Raw genomic sequence first — 14,108 nt, forward strand, 5'->3', positions numbered from 1 at the left:
TAAAACCATATTTATTTATAGATATGGTTTTTTGTTTTTTTAGATTCTTTATAAGGCTTCATATCTAAAAATTGAACTTCCATTTTTTATTGTTATTTCTATTCGTTTATGTGCTGCTGCAGCTGTTAAAAAGTGATAGATCTAATGAATTTTGAATAAATAAAAGAGGTGTTTTTTTTACTAATTATTTGTTATCCAATTGTAGGTGAGTGTGTTGAGTTCTGGTTTAATGGTTTTTATCTAAGGTTAAAATGTTTTTTGTTATTTAATATGTTAATTAACGAATTAGAACCGCCGTTTATCTTTAGTTAATGTTTAATGGTCTGTCTTGGTAGGTTTTAGGTTTTAATCCGTTGTATCTTTGAAGTAACAAAAGAAAAAAGAATAATACATAGAATTTATATAGTCCCCCAATTTTCCCCCTAATTTAATCCCCCAACTTTTCTAAAACCATATTTATTTATAGATATGGTTTTTTTTGTTTTTAGATTCTTTACAAGGATTCATATCTTAAAAATAAATTTCTATTAGTTAAGAAGTGATTCGGGATAGTTTTAAAGGATTATTCTGATGTTTATCTTGTAATTTGGAAGCAAACAAGCTTGCGTGAAGGATTGAAGCAATTGTTTGAGCTCTCACGCTTTTTAGCGTGAAGCGAGTGCGGAAAGCCTGACCTTTAGGGCACGCCCAAACAAAAAAAAATCCACCTAAAAAAGATGGATTTTAATATTGATAAATAACGATCTTGTCAATCTGAACTTGTTTGAGATTCTGAAATAAATTAAGAATGACAGTTTAAGTTTAGCTTAACGCTTCTTTAATTCTTTTGATTGCTTCTCTAATTTGTAATTCTGATGCTGCATAAGAAATTCTAATACAGTTTGGTGTACCAAAAGCATCTCCAGTTACTGTTGCAACGTTTGCTTTTTCTAAAATAAATAAAGAAAAATCACTTGCAGTTTCAATTTTCATTCCTTTAATAGTTTTACCAAAGAAAGCAGAAACATCAGGAAAAACGTAAAATGCACCTTCAGGAACATTTACTTTAAATCCGTCTATTTCTCTTAACAATCCAATAATGATATCTCTACGAGTTTTAAACTCGTCTACCATAAATTGAATTTTAGAAACCGGTGCTAAAACTGCTGTAATTGCAGCTCTTTGTGCAATACAGTTAGTACCAGAAGTAATTTGCCCTTGCATTTTTGTACATGCTTTTGCAATCCATTCTGGAGCACCTATGTAACCAATTCTCCAACCTGTCATAGCAAATGCTTTTGCCAAACCGTTTACAGTAATGGTTCTGTCGTACATGCTTTCAATTGCTGCAAAACTAAATGGTTTTGTATCGTAATTGATATGTTCATAGATTTCATCTGATAAGATAAAAATCTGTGGGTGTTTTTCTAAAACTGCTGCCAACGCTCTATATTCTGCTTCACTATAAATAGTTCCGCTAGGGTTGTTTGGAGAGTTAAAGAAAATCATTTTTGTTTTTGGCGTAATTGCCGCTTCTAATTGCTCTGGAGTGATTTTAAAATCGGTCTCTATAGAAGAAGGAATTTCTACATATTTAGCTTCACATAAAATTGCAATTGCAGAGTAGCTTACCCAATATGGTGCTGGTAATAAAACTTCATCACCAGGGTTTAACAATACTTGTGCAATGTTTGCAATAGATTGTTTTGCTCCTGTAGAAACTACAACTTGACTTGGTTTGTAAACTAAGTCGTTATCGCGTTTAAACTTGGTGCAAATAGCTTCTTTTAAATCAGCATATCCATCTACTGGAGAATACGAATTATAATTTTGATTGATAGCTTCAATGGCAGCGTCTTTAATAAAATCTGGTGTATTAAAGTCTGGTTCTCCCAAACTTAAACCAATAATATCTTTTCCTTCTGCTCTTAGTTCTCTTGCTTTAGCAGCCATTGCTAAAGTTTGAGATACAGGTAAACTGTTAATTCTGTCCGATAATGGATGTTTCATCTTACTGATAGTTGTTGTTGTGTTACTTATGCTATTTCAGGGTTTTTACCCAAAACTCCCAAATGTCTAAAATGTTCTATAATTGCTTTACGCATGGTAGCGTATTCATTATAAGGCAAATTAAATTCCTTGGCGGTTTCTTTTACAATTTTAGCTAATTTATCATAATGTACATGAGAAATATGAGGAAAAATATGATGTTCAACTTGATGATTTAAACCTCCTGTATAGAAGTTTACCAATGAATTAGTAGGTGCAAAGTTAGATGTTGTGTATAATTGGTGGACTGCCCAAGTGTGTTCTAAATTTCCTTCTTTATCTGGTAAAGGCATTTCTGTATTTGGTACAATGTGTGCTAATTGAAAAACCAAACTCAAAATCATACCTGCAGTATAATGCATTACAAAAAAGCCAATTAGAACTTTCCACCAAGCAATGTCTAAAACCAATAAAGGTAAAACAATCCAAAGTGCATAATATGCAATTTTAGAAATGACTAATTTGGTCCATTCGGTTGTAGGGTTTGGAAACTTACCATAAGATAGTTTACGTTTTAAATAACGGTGCATTTGCTTAATATCTGTGGTAATTGCCCAGTTAATGGTTAATAATCCGTACAAAAAGATAGAATAATATTTCTGAATTTTATGAATAGGTAACCATGTAGAATGTTCAGAGAAACGAATAATTCGTCCAGCGTCAATATCTTCATCATGTCCTTCTACGTTTGTAAATGTATGGTGTAAAACGTTGTGTTGTACTTTCCAATTATACACGTTTCCGGCAAGAATATAAATACTGCTTCCCATTAATTTATTAACCCATTTTCTTTTAGAAAAAGAATCGTGATTGGCATCGTGCATTACATTCATACCAACACCGGCCATTCCTATTCCTGTAACCACCATTAAAAGTGCCATTACCCATTGAGGCATAGAAACTGTTAAGATTAAAATAAAAGGAACCAGGAAAAGAGAAAACATTATAATTGCTTTTGTGTACAATTTCCAGTTTCCTGTTTTTCTTAATTCGTTTTCTTTAAAATAGGTATTTACTCTTTTGTTTAGAGTTCTAAAGAATTTTGCTTTATCTACTCTCGAAAAGTTTATTGTTTTCATTAATTTTATATATAGTTTACAAAAATAAGATTTTTAAAATATCTTTGTGTAACAAAGGTTGCATTTTGTTGCTAATTGTTTGTTGACAATAACTATTTTTGCATCATATACTTTTTTATGGAAATAATACACAAATATTTTAAAGACTTAACAGCAACTCAAATAGAACAATTTTCTAAACTTCAAGAATTATACCAAGATTGGAATTTAAAAATTAACGTTGTTTCTAGAAAAGATATAGACGAATTGTATCTGCGCCATGTGTTGCATTCTTTAGCAATTGCAAAAGTGATTCAATTTAAACCAGGTTCTAAGGTAATGGATGTTGGTACAGGTGGAGGTTTTCCTGGTATACCATTGGCAATTTTGTTTCCAGAAACACAATTTCATTTGGTAGATTCTATCGGAAAAAAAATTAAAGTGGTTGATGAAGTTGTAGCTGGTTTAGGTTTAGAAAACGTAAAAACTACAAACGGTAGAGTAGAAGAAGTAAAGGATACGTATGATTTTATTGTGAGTAGAGCAGTAGCACAAATGGAAACTTTTGTGGGGTGGACCAAAGGTAGAATTTCTAAAAAACAAAATCACGATATAAAAAATGGAATTTTATATTTAAAAGGTGGCGATTTAACAGAAGAATTAAAACTCTATACGTCTGCAACGATTTATGATTTACCAGATTATTTTGAAGAAGATTTTTACGAAACCAAAAAAATTGTTCATTTAGGAATGAAGTTTAAGGGGTAAATCTCTTTAAGAAATAAAAAATTATTAATTATTTAGATTTTAAAGGTTGCTATTTTTAGCAGCCTTTTTTGTTGCCACAATACTAATTATTAAAATTTGAGTAGCGTGAAATAACATAAGTGGTAATAGCATAATACCAATAGTTGACATGTTTCCAAAAAGTATTTTAGAAAATACGGTGCCGTGTACTAATGACTTTTTTGTACCACAAAATTGTGCTGTAATTTGATCTTCAGTATTTAGTTGTAGTTTTTTTGATAAAAAACCAGTGAGATAAAAAGCGGTAGCAAACAAGAGTAGCACACCAACTAAAATTAATGCCAAATCTAAAAAAGAAACAGCACTAAAAATGTTTCCTTCAAAAGATGCTGAAAAACTTTTGTAGATAATTAAAAGGATAATAGATTTATCAAAAAGGGTGAGTTTACTATTATGCTTCTGCGCAAAATCACCTAAAAAACGTTGTAAAAAAAGTCCAATAACAACGGGTACAATTATTTGAAGAATTAGTTTTAGATAGATTTCTGTAAAATCGAAATCTGATTGTACTTCATTTACAAATAATCCCATCCATAATGGAGTTATGGCAATACCTATAATGCCAGAAATACTGGCATTAAAAATTGCTCCTGGGATATTTCCTTTAGCTAAAGATACCATTACAACCGAAGAAGATACGGTAGATGGTAAGGCAGCCAAGAAAAAGAAAGCCAACCAAATGGTTTCTTGTTCTGAATTTTGAATAAAAGGATGTAATAATAAAACGAGGATTGGAAAAATTAAAAAAGTAGATAGTTGTACTAAAACATGTAATTTCCAGTTTTTAAGTCCTGCTTTTAACTTACTCGGACTTAATTTTAGTCCGTAAAAAAAGAAGATAAGTGAAATACCAATGCTACTGATAGTGTTAATTGGAAATTTACTTTCTTGTGTTCCCCATTGCGGAAATATATAGGCTATTAGTATTACGATTATTATAGATACTACAAACTTATCAATCTTTATTTTCATTTATTTTTATTGAATTAGCAGATCATCATTAAGCGTGGTTCCCCTGTGTTTTCTTTGGGAGCGCGATGTAAACAAGGTAAAACGTTGCTTTCTGGATGATCAATGGCTAGTTTCCATAAGTTTCCAATACCTAAATTAATTGGATATGCTTCTGGCTTTGCTTGATAATGTAAATCGAAGAAATATTCGGTTAAAAAAGATTCAAAACCATCTTCTGGTCCATCATAAAGTTTTTTGAGTTCAGTTCTTATTTTTGGAATTAATATTTTTTGAGTGCCTTGTAAATTTGGCAAAATATCGCTCGAAGCTCCATGATAGGTGCATAAAAAAGTGTCAGCAGGTATTGGTGAACGATCTACGTGAAAAGAATATACATCGGTAGGGAAAAAAGGAAATGCATCATCTCTCTCATAGTTTTTAATGATATTTAGCGTTGGAATTTTACCATTTTCTTTTAATATTTTAAAGTCATTTAAGAGAATTTCTCGGGCAAGTTGACCTTGTTCACTTAACTGAAGTTCTAGAAGTTTCTCAGGAAGAAGTTCAATCATATTTCCACTGAGTGCAACCTTTTTAATAATTTCAGAAAAATCACCTTTTAATTCACGATTCCAACAAAGAGCATTCACTTCTCCCTGAAAAGGAGTAGAAAGTAAGTCTTTAAAATTAGCAACACATTTAATTTGATGCTCAGTGGCAGATAAATTGACCATAATTATTTATACTTTTTTCTGATGTTACATATTTATGATAGCAATAAATACATCTAGATCAAAATTCTGCTTTTTAATTCAATCTAGACATTTCTTTTAGAAAAAATAATAGAAATTTTTCTAAAGAAGCATTTTTTTTAGTTTTAACTGTAAGAAAGTAAGAAGATTTAAGTTCAATAGATTTGTTAGTAAGGGCTGCTTTTGTATTTAATTCATGCCATAAGGCATCCCAAGTATCAATCACTTCTTTCGGGTTATACTCAGTTTTTGAAGCCAAATAAGCCGATTTTAGTTTTTCTTCACAATTTAAAAACCTACTTCTAGCATCTCCCGTTTCAATAAAAAGTTTTTCTATCAAGCCCAAAAGTTGTTCCTTATAATATTTTACGTTGGCATTCATTTTTTTCTGAAACAATACCATCATAGAAATAGGAGGTACAATTACATTGTCGGTAACACTTTCTTTTCCTTCAAAATCAAAGTTGTCTTTTAGGACTGCAATTTTCCAGGTTTGGTCTAACTCATAATTTATCTCATGGGTTTGTGCATTAAAAATCACTAATATTTTAGACCAAGAATCAAAATTTGCATTGTTCCTTAGTTGATAAGAAACCAAACCATCATCTATTTTTTTAAACCTTAAGTTGTCTTGAACTTCTTTTGCTGTTGGCATTCTAAAAGCAGGGTGCTCTTTTCTTAACTTAATTAGGTTTTTATAATAATCCAAAACATCACTGTTTTTTACTTTTAAATTCCAATCAATTTCATTGATGGAATCTGGAGATTTGTATGAATTATGATCTCCTTTTTTAGTACTCATCATTTCTGAACCTTCATGTAAAAAAGGTGTTCCTTGAGATGTAAGTACAATTGCTGTAGACAATTTATGCATTGCCTTAATTTCATAAGAAGAGGCATCTGGTCTAGATATTTTTAATTTATCATATAAAGTAAAATTATCATGACAAGAAACATAGTTTATCGCTTGCCAAGGTTCTTTTGCCCAAGCATCATTTGAATAATTTACGTATTGGTAGTTTACTTGCGGGTGTTGTATGGCACCTACGATTCCGCACTTTATAGACTCTTCGGTAAATTTTGCACCACTAACAAAACCAGTACTGGTATCATGAAAAACGGCTCCTTTTATGGCATCTCTTATATTGTCTGAAAAAGCAGCAATTTTTGGCATTTGAGGGATGTGCTTTTTTAAGGCACGTTTTTCTTCTGGTAACGGAGAATCTCCTCCAACCCAACCTTCTCCATAAATAATTGCATTAGGATTTATTTTATTAACCTCGTCGGCAATTAAATTCATGGTTTCAATATCGTGAATAGCCATTAAATCGAAACGAAAACCATCTAAATGATATTCCTCAGTCCAATATTTTACAGACTCAATCATAAATTTTTGAGTCATTTTTCTTTCGGATGCAGTTTCATTACCACAACCAGAAGCGTTAGAGTAACTACCGTCCTCATTAAAACGATAATAATAACCAGGATTTTCTAGATTAAAATTAGAAGTTTCTTTTACGCCTGTATGATTATATACTACATCTAAAACAACACCAATTCCGGCATCATGAAAAGCTTGTACCATGGTTTTAAATTCTTTGATACGAACTTCTGCTTTAAAAGGATTGGTAGAAAAAGAGCCTTCCGGAACATTGTAGTTTTGCGGATCGTAACCCCAATTGAATTGAGGCGTGCCTAAATCTGTTTCATCAATAGAATACTGATCGAAAGTAGGTAGTAAATGCACATGAGTAATTCCTAATCTTATGATGTGATCGATAGCAGTAGGAACATTTTGGGTGCTTTTTACGCCTTTTTCTATCAATCCTAAATATTTACCTGGATAAGATGAGTTTGCTTCTTTTTGAATGGTAATATTTCGGATATGTAGTTCGTAAATAATGGCATTATTTGCTACGTCTAGTTGCACATATGTATCTTGTTCCCAATTTTTAGGATTTGTATTTTCGGCATTAAAAACCATGGCTCTGTTACCGTTTACACCTACTGCTTTTGCATAAATACCAGGAGTTTCGGTCAACCAATTATCATCTATATAGGTTTGATATGTGTAGTAAATTCCGTCTAAGTCCTTTTCAATAGTTTTAAACCAAACACCGTTTTCTTCAGGGGATAAATCTAAAGTTTCAAAAACTTCAGAATCATTTCCTGTTTTATATAAGTTTAGTTTTACTGCAGTTGCTCTTGGAGACCAAATTTTAAAAGTAGTTTGTTCTTTAGAATAGTCTAACCAAAGACTTTTATCTGTTGTTGGGTATTCTTCAAAAGAAGAAAAAGTGTGAGGATTTTGTTCCATTTAATTCTGATTGAAAGTAGTAGAAAGTTCCTCATTTTTATTGAAATACGCAACAGAATTATTAAAAATATTTAATAGGAAATAAATAGGTTATTCAGGTAAATCGAAAGGATGTTGAAAACCTGTTTTTGTTAAATCAACGCTGTATAAATTTTTAGTGGCAGTTACAAATAATGTTTTTTTATCAGGTTTTCCAAAAGTACAATTGGTGGTTTGTTCTGGAAATAAGATAGACCCCGTTTTAGTTCCTTGTTTATCGAAAATTTGAATTGTTAATTTAGAACATACATATAAGTTTTCTTCTGTGTCTAAAGCCATTCCGTCTGCTTGAGATTTTGGTTCACCATCTTTAGCATTGGTTAAAGTAGCAAAAACGGTTTTGTTTGTAATTGTTCCGTCTGTTTGGTTGATGTCAAACTTATAAATATCATGTGTATCAGAATCGTTTACAAAAAGATGTTTTCCATCAATAGAAATTAAGACACCATTTGGGAATGTAAATCCTGATTCGGCTGCAACTGTTAGTTTTCCTTCTGGAGTGATGTAATACACTCTTCTCTTTGACTGAAAAGGAGGGTTTCTTCTTGTTGGGTCTGTAAAGTAAATTCCGCCTTTTTTATCAATACAAACCTCATTTGGGTTGTCAAAACGTTTTCCTTTATATTCTGTAAATAAGGTTTCAATTAAAGTTCCATCTACTTTTCTTCTAGCTATATTTCCTGCTCTAAATCCGCAGACTACTAAATTAAAATCTTGGTCAAACATCAATCCATTGCAACCATCTGTATTATTATCAAAAGCAAGAGAAAAAGTATTATTGGCTACAGCATATTTGTATACTTTCTTAGCAGGAATATCTGAAAAATAAATAAATTCAGAACCATCCCAAGCCGGACCTTCAATAAATCGAAATTGATCTGTACTTAATTTTACAGGCGTTTGTGCTTTGCTTTGGTAAGAAAAAGCAATGATAAGTAGAAGTGATAAGATTCTTGATTTCATAAGACGTTTTTAGAATTACGAAAATAGGAACTAAGAGAAGTTATAAAAGGATTCTTATTATCCTTTAATTGGCTGAAATTACCTTTAGGTATCGGTTTTACTGTTTTATAATTTTAAAAGTATAGGTGTCTAGTGGGCTATTTCCGGGAATCGTTAAAATATAAAGTCCATTTTGTAGATTAGAAAAATCGAAAGTACTATTTTCAGAAATACCTTTTTTTACGAGTATTGATTTAAAATTATAAATTCTGAATTGATAATTTTTTTTAGACAAATTTTTAATATATACTAAGTCCCTTGTTGGGTTTGGATAAGCATACGGTTTCGCTTTTAATGTAATTATTGGGGTAGCATCTTTTTTTGAACAAGCGCTTTCTAGGTAATATTCTATGTCATTTCTATCATGCTTTTTTACATAATTTAATGCTGCAGATTTTGTTAAATAAGTACATGATTTTTCAAAATTTTCTAGATCATATTGTATTATTCCTAAATATTTATAAGCAAAAGAATTATTTGGGTTTAATTCTAACGCTTCATTTAAATCGTTAATTCCGAGTGCTGTTTCGCCTAATTTGTGATATAAAAAACCACGAATTGTTCTTAAGTCATTCTCGCTGCCAGCAAATCCAAATTTATACAATGCTTCTTCTCTGTCAAAAGCCAAGTTAACTAACTCAAATGCTTTTTCGTACTCTTCAAATTCAGTATATATGGCCGCTAATGCTCTGTTTGAAAAAGCATGTTTTTTCCATTCAGATTTAACTTCTTCTAAATAATTGATAGCTAATCTATATTCTTTAATACCAAATAAATAAGATCCCATATTATATTTGTAAATATTGTTTTTAGGATCTTTTTCAATGGCTAAATTTCTATAATGTATGGCTAAATTTTCTTTTTGATAATATGCATTAATACCACCTAAGCGGTTGTAAAGACCTGCTTTTATTTTGTCTGGTACCGGTTTTTTCTGTTTTTCTGTATATTTAAAATAGCGTTCAACTTTTTTGAAGTTTTCTCTAGCTAAAAAGTGCTCACCAATTAGATGTCTTAAAATACCTTGTTGATAGATGTCTTGTATACTCTTTACATTGTAGTTGGTTTTTGAGTAAAGATCCTGAAGTATTTGTTTTTTTTCTTGAATATAAGGAGCGTTCTTTTTATTTATTTGGGTTTTATAGTCTATTCTTTTGGTAAGTTTACCATTGTCAAAAATATAACTAACAACCTTTTCACCTAGATCATTATATTTATAGCATTCACCATGCATGCGTTTATTTTTAAAGAAAAAGGTTTCATTTTTATTCCCAGATCGGTGATACGTTTTAATACTATCGATAGCCTTATCATTTCCATACCATCTTTCTATAGAGACAACTTTATTTTTAAAGTAACTCTTCAAAACCCTATTTTCTCCCTCTTGACTTATTAATTGATTGTAACTAAGTAAGGAAGTGAAGGTAAGTAGGGTAAATAGAATCTTTTTCATTTTATAAATTTACAGATAAAAATATAAAATAGAAGATTTTTTTTTAACTTATAAAACTTAAAAGATTGAAGAAGTTGTTTTAGAGGTAAACTTCTCTAAGAACAACATTCCTTTATAAGAATTTCCTTTAATATTTAATTTAGGACTCCAAACTGCAATGCAATATTTATCTGGGTGAATGGCAACAATTCCTCCGCCAACACCACTTTTTCCAGGCAAACCAACACGAAATGCAAACTCGCCAGATTCATCATAAAAACCACAAGTAAGCATAATGGCGTTTACTCTTTTTGCTTGACTCATAGTAAGTACTCTATTTCCTTTAACGGTAGTAAAATTGTCATCCGTTAGGTATAAAAATATTTGCGAAAGTTCTTTGCAGGTCATTTCTAAAGAACACATGTAGAAATAAAAATCCAATACGTTATCTACATCATTTTTAATGTTTCCAAAAGATTTTATAAAGTTACATAAGGCTACATTTCTATAGCCAGAAGCTTTTTCCGATAGCGCTACTTCCTCGTTATATGCTAAAGTAGGAATGTTAGAAACTTCTTTACAGAAGTCTAAAAAGTCTTCTTTTGGGTTTTTAAGATGACTAAGTAAAACATCACAAATAACAATGGCACCGGCATTTATAAAAGGATTTCTAGGTTTTCCTAAATCTGCTTCTAATTGTAATAAAGAGTTAAACGGATTTCCAGAGGGTTCTACATCCACTCTTTCCCATAATTTGGCACCTTCAAATTTGTAAGCTAAGGTTAAAGAAAGAATTTTGGTAATACTTTGTACAGAGAATTTTTTATTAAAATCGCCAACTCCAAAAGAGTTCTTATCGATGGTGGTAATACTAATGCCAAAATTATTTGGATCTACAAATGCCAATTCCGGAATATAACTGGCCACTTTACCAATATCATCTACATTTTTAACGTCGTTATAAACGCATTCAATTACTTCTTTATAATTTTCCATAGATTTTTGCTGATATTAGGTATCGCAAACTTATTCGAAAATTCTTTAAGAAACAACAAAAGGGTATAAAGTATAAAAGGAACCACGATACTGTAATTCCTTTTTAGTTATCGATGTCATTCCGAAATGAGACTTTTTTATGATTGAGAAATCTCATGATTTAGATCTAGAAAAAATGAAAAAAAAATAAGATGTTGAAACAAGTTTAGGATGTTAAGGTTTAGTCTTTTTAGATCTTTGTGCAACTTGTAGGTAATCACTCAAGAGTACACGTTATAGTTCTGGAAGTAATTTTTTTCCTTATTGAAATATTCTTGTATCAAAAGGAAAATTCTGTATTTTAGTTATTTTTATCTTTTTAAAGTCTTTATGATATGGGTTTATCAAATAATTAAAATCTCCTTGTACCACTGCAGACGGAACTTTTAAGAGACAAGCTTCCATGGCATCTATAAAGTCATCTCCAATTTTTTTTGTAACGGAATTAAAAGGATTACTGTTCCAATTTTCAATTAGTTTTTTCACATCAATTTTTTGGATAGAAACAGCATCCGGAACATCAATAGTAATCATCACATAGTCTTTAGGCAAAGTAGCAATTGTTAAATGTACGGCAACTTCTGCCATTGCCAAAGCTCTGCTTTCTGCTGTATAAATAATTTCAGTTCCTTTAGAATTCCATCTATTGTTAGATTTTTCGGCTCCTTTTCCGTTAAATTCCGTAGCGTATTTTCGTTTAGATAGTCTAAAGATATTCATTAGGCAAAAACTCCGTGCTCTATTCTATTTAATTCTTCCATCACCAATTCTTTACCGTAAGAATCTTTTATGAGTTCTGCAGGTTTTAAATTATGAAGCGCATAAGAGGGTGTATTTAACCATAAATAAAATTGTTCTTTAGAATCGAAAACCTCTTTACCAAGGTTATTAACTTCTGCTAATTCTATTATTTTTTCTGTATGTATTGGTTTAAAAACAAAAGTAGCATCGTTACTATATCTTTGTAAAGACTTTGTAGAAATATTTAAATAGCTAGCCCAATCTTCTTCAGTAAACGGAATAATACTTTTTATAGTATTAAATATTTTAAAAGGTAAACCGTTTTTAATAACCTGAATAATAAGCATTTTGTTTTCAAAGAATTCTGAAAATGTGATGTTTTCTTTGTTAAAACTAAAGGGAGAATTTAATACATAACTACTTATTGCTTCGTTAACAGCGGTAAAATCTGATGCGTTTTCTTTATAAACCATAACTTAATACATTTGACTACTAATTTAAGACTTTTGTCTTTATTTAAAAAACATTTTTACACTTTTTTTCTTTAATAAATATTATTTAAAAGGATTTTACTATTGATTTACAGTGTGGTATGAGATATTTTAACATAAAAAAAGGAACTACATTGCTGTAATTCCTTTTATTTATCGATGTCATTTCGAAATGAGACTTTTTTGTTCTTTCGACTTCGCTCAAGATAAACTAATGAGAAATCTCAGTATTTTTATCTAAAAATTACTATTATTTGGACTATTTTTAATAGAATCTACACAAATTTAATTTCAATTTACTTTTGATGTTTCACCAATTTTCAAAGGGCTACAATCAGCGATAAAGCAACTGAAATAGAATCATTTTTAAACGAATTTTATTTTGAGTATAAAATATTTAAGTTTTAATACTAAATAACAGCGAGTGTATTTAGTGTCGTTTTTTAAGTAATTGAAGCTTTATAAATACTGTCTATAGCACTGTCTAAAGTCAATGAAAACTCATCTGTACTTTGTTGAAATTTTAAATTGTTTAAAAGAGCTCTAGAAAAACTAGCTATTACGCCTTTATTTTTAGCTAACAATGTGTTTGCTGTTTCAATATCATACCCTCCAGAAAGTGCAAATACTCTAATAACTTTAGGGTGGTTTACTAAGTCTTTATAAAAATCTGGAACTGTTGGTAATGTTAATTTTAAAATAACAGATTGATTTTCGTCTAACTTATCTAATTCTAACAGAATATTTTGCTTTAAAAGGGCTTCAATTTCAACTTTGTCTTTCGCATGAATGTCAACTTCTGGTTCTAGAATAGGAATTAAACCACATTCAAGAATATCTAAACCAAAAGCAAATTGTTGTTTTACAATATCTCTAATTCCGTTTAAATTGTTTTCATAAATTACAGAACGCATTTTTGTTCCGAATATGCCTAATTTCTTAGCTTCAGATAAACGAGACTTCATGTTTGGTATGGGTTTCATTAATTTAGCACCCTCTTTAAGATTTTCCAATCCTTTATCAATTTTTAAAAAAGGGACAATATGTTTTTCTAATAAATAAGAAGGTACGGGCTTTTTATCTATTAAACCATTCATTGTTCTTTCAAAAAGAATAACACCTAAAATTTTATTTGGAGTAAAGTTTTTATCAGAAATTACTCGAGTACGCATATCATGAATGAGTTGGAACATCTCTGTTTCATCTTTATATTGATCCTCTTCAATACCGTAACCTAATAGTGCTTTTGGTGTACTTCCTCCACTCTGATCTAAAGCGGCAATAAATCCTTTACCTTCCTTAATACTTTTTAATTGCTCTTGAAATGTGTACATAAGATTATAGTTTTTTAGCTATATAAAGGTCTAAAAAGTTAATTCATTCAACAACAAAAAGAACATAAAAAAACCGTTAAATTTTATTTAAAAATTTGCTGTTTTTATTTGCTGACATGAT

The 14,108-nt window shown here is 30.3% G+C and carries 12 protein-coding genes; 1 reads left to right on the forward strand and 11 read right to left on the reverse strand.

Going from position 1 to position 14,108, the window contains the following annotated elements:
- Positions 1-801 precede the first annotated feature (801 nt).
- Positions 802-1,989, reverse strand: coding sequence for a pyridoxal phosphate-dependent aminotransferase (locus tag MPF19_RS09250; protein ID WP_203391942.1), 1,188 nt, complete (start codon positions 1,987-1,989; stop codon positions 802-804).
- 26 nt (positions 1,990-2,015) lie between these two features.
- On the reverse strand, positions 2,016-3,107 hold the full coding sequence (locus MPF19_RS09255) for a fatty acid desaturase family protein (RefSeq protein ID WP_249987933.1): 1,092 nt from the start codon (positions 3,105-3,107) through the stop codon (positions 2,016-2,018).
- Positions 3,108-3,224: 117 nt separating this feature from the next.
- On the opposite strand from MPF19_RS09255, the gene rsmG reads away from it, so the two are divergent.
- Entirely contained in the window at positions 3,225-3,854 is a 630-nt protein-coding gene (gene rsmG / locus MPF19_RS09260) for a 16S rRNA (guanine(527)-N(7))-methyltransferase RsmG (protein WP_203391944.1), read from the forward strand.
- Positions 3,855-3,893: 39 nt separating this feature from the next.
- Here the strand turns inward: rsmG and MPF19_RS09265 are convergent, their stop codons facing one another.
- The 9 genes from MPF19_RS09265 to MPF19_RS09305 all read right to left on the reverse strand — a co-directional run bounded on the left by MPF19_RS09265 (position 3,894) and on the right by MPF19_RS09305 (position 13,987).
- Entirely contained in the window at positions 3,894-4,865 is a 972-nt protein-coding gene (locus MPF19_RS09265) for a bile acid:sodium symporter family protein (protein ID WP_203391945.1), read from the reverse strand.
- 14 nt (positions 4,866-4,879) lie between these two features.
- Entirely contained in the window at positions 4,880-5,578 is a 699-nt protein-coding gene (locus MPF19_RS09270; protein WP_249987934.1) for a hypothetical protein, read from the reverse strand.
- A 73-nt stretch (positions 5,579-5,651) separates the two neighbouring features.
- A complete protein-coding gene (gene pulA, locus MPF19_RS09275; protein ID WP_249987936.1) occupies positions 5,652-7,913 on the reverse strand; it encodes a type I pullulanase in 2,262 nt (753 codons plus the stop codon).
- A gap of 90 nt (positions 7,914-8,003) precedes the next feature.
- Positions 8,004-8,915 (reverse strand): SMP-30/gluconolactonase/LRE family protein, encoded by a 912-nt coding sequence (locus tag MPF19_RS09280; protein ID WP_249987938.1) that lies wholly within the window; start codon positions 8,913-8,915, stop codon positions 8,004-8,006.
- 97 nt (positions 8,916-9,012) lie between these two features.
- On the reverse strand, positions 9,013-10,407 hold the full coding sequence (locus MPF19_RS09285; RefSeq protein ID WP_249987940.1) for a T9SS type A sorting domain-containing protein: 1,395 nt from the start codon (positions 10,405-10,407) through the stop codon (positions 9,013-9,015).
- 57 nt (positions 10,408-10,464) lie between these two features.
- The gene (locus MPF19_RS09290) at positions 10,465-11,382 is read right to left on the reverse strand and encodes a glutaminase (protein ID WP_203391950.1); all 918 of its coding nucleotides are present in this window, start codon (positions 11,380-11,382) and stop codon (positions 10,465-10,467) included.
- 300 nt (positions 11,383-11,682) lie between these two features.
- Entirely contained in the window at positions 11,683-12,141 is a 459-nt protein-coding gene (locus tag MPF19_RS09295; RefSeq protein WP_203391951.1) for an RES family NAD+ phosphorylase, read from the reverse strand.
- Positions 12,141-12,635, reverse strand: coding sequence for an Xre family toxin-antitoxin system antitoxin (locus tag MPF19_RS09300; RefSeq protein WP_249987942.1), 495 nt, complete (start codon positions 12,633-12,635; stop codon positions 12,141-12,143). Before MPF19_RS09300 ends, MPF19_RS09295 begins: the two co-directional genes overlap by 1 nt.
- A gap of 461 nt (positions 12,636-13,096) precedes the next feature.
- A complete protein-coding gene (locus tag MPF19_RS09305) occupies positions 13,097-13,987 on the reverse strand; it encodes a fructose bisphosphate aldolase (RefSeq protein WP_249987944.1) in 891 nt (296 codons plus the stop codon).
- Positions 13,988-14,108 lie beyond the last annotated feature (121 nt).

Origin of the sequence: Polaribacter sp. Z014 (genome assembly GCF_023555435.1) — a bacterium.
In the GTDB taxonomy this organism is placed as follows: Bacteria; Bacteroidota; Bacteroidia; order Flavobacteriales; family Flavobacteriaceae; genus Polaribacter.

What these genes read in the sequence shown, in the direction of transcription:
- MPF19_RS09265 (WP_203391945.1), bottom strand. Translation starts at nt 4,865, where the DNA reads ATGAAAATAAAGATTGATAAGTTTGTAGTATCTATAATAATCGTAATA.
- MPF19_RS09300 (WP_249987942.1), bottom strand. Translation starts at nt 12,635, where the DNA reads ATGGTTTATAAAGAAAACGCATCAGATTTTACCGCTGTTAACGAAGCA.
- rsmG (WP_203391944.1), top strand. Translation starts at nt 3,225, where the DNA reads ATGGAAATAATACACAAATATTTTAAAGACTTAACAGCAACTCAAATA.
- pulA (WP_249987936.1), bottom strand. Translation starts at nt 7,913, where the DNA reads ATGGAACAAAATCCTCACACTTTTTCTTCTTTTGAAGAATACCCAACA.
- MPF19_RS09285 (WP_249987940.1), bottom strand. Translation starts at nt 10,407, where the DNA reads ATGAAAAAGATTCTATTTACCCTACTTACCTTCACTTCCTTACTTAGT.
- MPF19_RS09250 (WP_203391942.1), bottom strand. Translation starts at nt 1,989, where the DNA reads ATGAAACATCCATTATCGGACAGAATTAACAGTTTACCTGTATCTCAA.
- MPF19_RS09280 (WP_249987938.1), bottom strand. Translation starts at nt 8,915, where the DNA reads ATGAAATCAAGAATCTTATCACTTCTACTTATCATTGCTTTTTCTTAC.
- MPF19_RS09255 (WP_249987933.1), bottom strand. Translation starts at nt 3,107, where the DNA reads ATGAAAACAATAAACTTTTCGAGAGTAGATAAAGCAAAATTCTTTAGA.
- MPF19_RS09270 (WP_249987934.1), bottom strand. Translation starts at nt 5,578, where the DNA reads ATGGTCAATTTATCTGCCACTGAGCATCAAATTAAATGTGTTGCTAAT.
- MPF19_RS09290 (WP_203391950.1), bottom strand. Translation starts at nt 11,382, where the DNA reads ATGGAAAATTATAAAGAAGTAATTGAATGCGTTTATAACGACGTTAAA.
- MPF19_RS09305 (WP_249987944.1), bottom strand. Translation starts at nt 13,987, where the DNA reads ATGTACACATTTCAAGAGCAATTAAAAAGTATTAAGGAAGGTAAAGGA.
- MPF19_RS09295 (WP_203391951.1), bottom strand. Translation starts at nt 12,141, where the DNA reads ATGAATATCTTTAGACTATCTAAACGAAAATACGCTACGGAATTTAAC.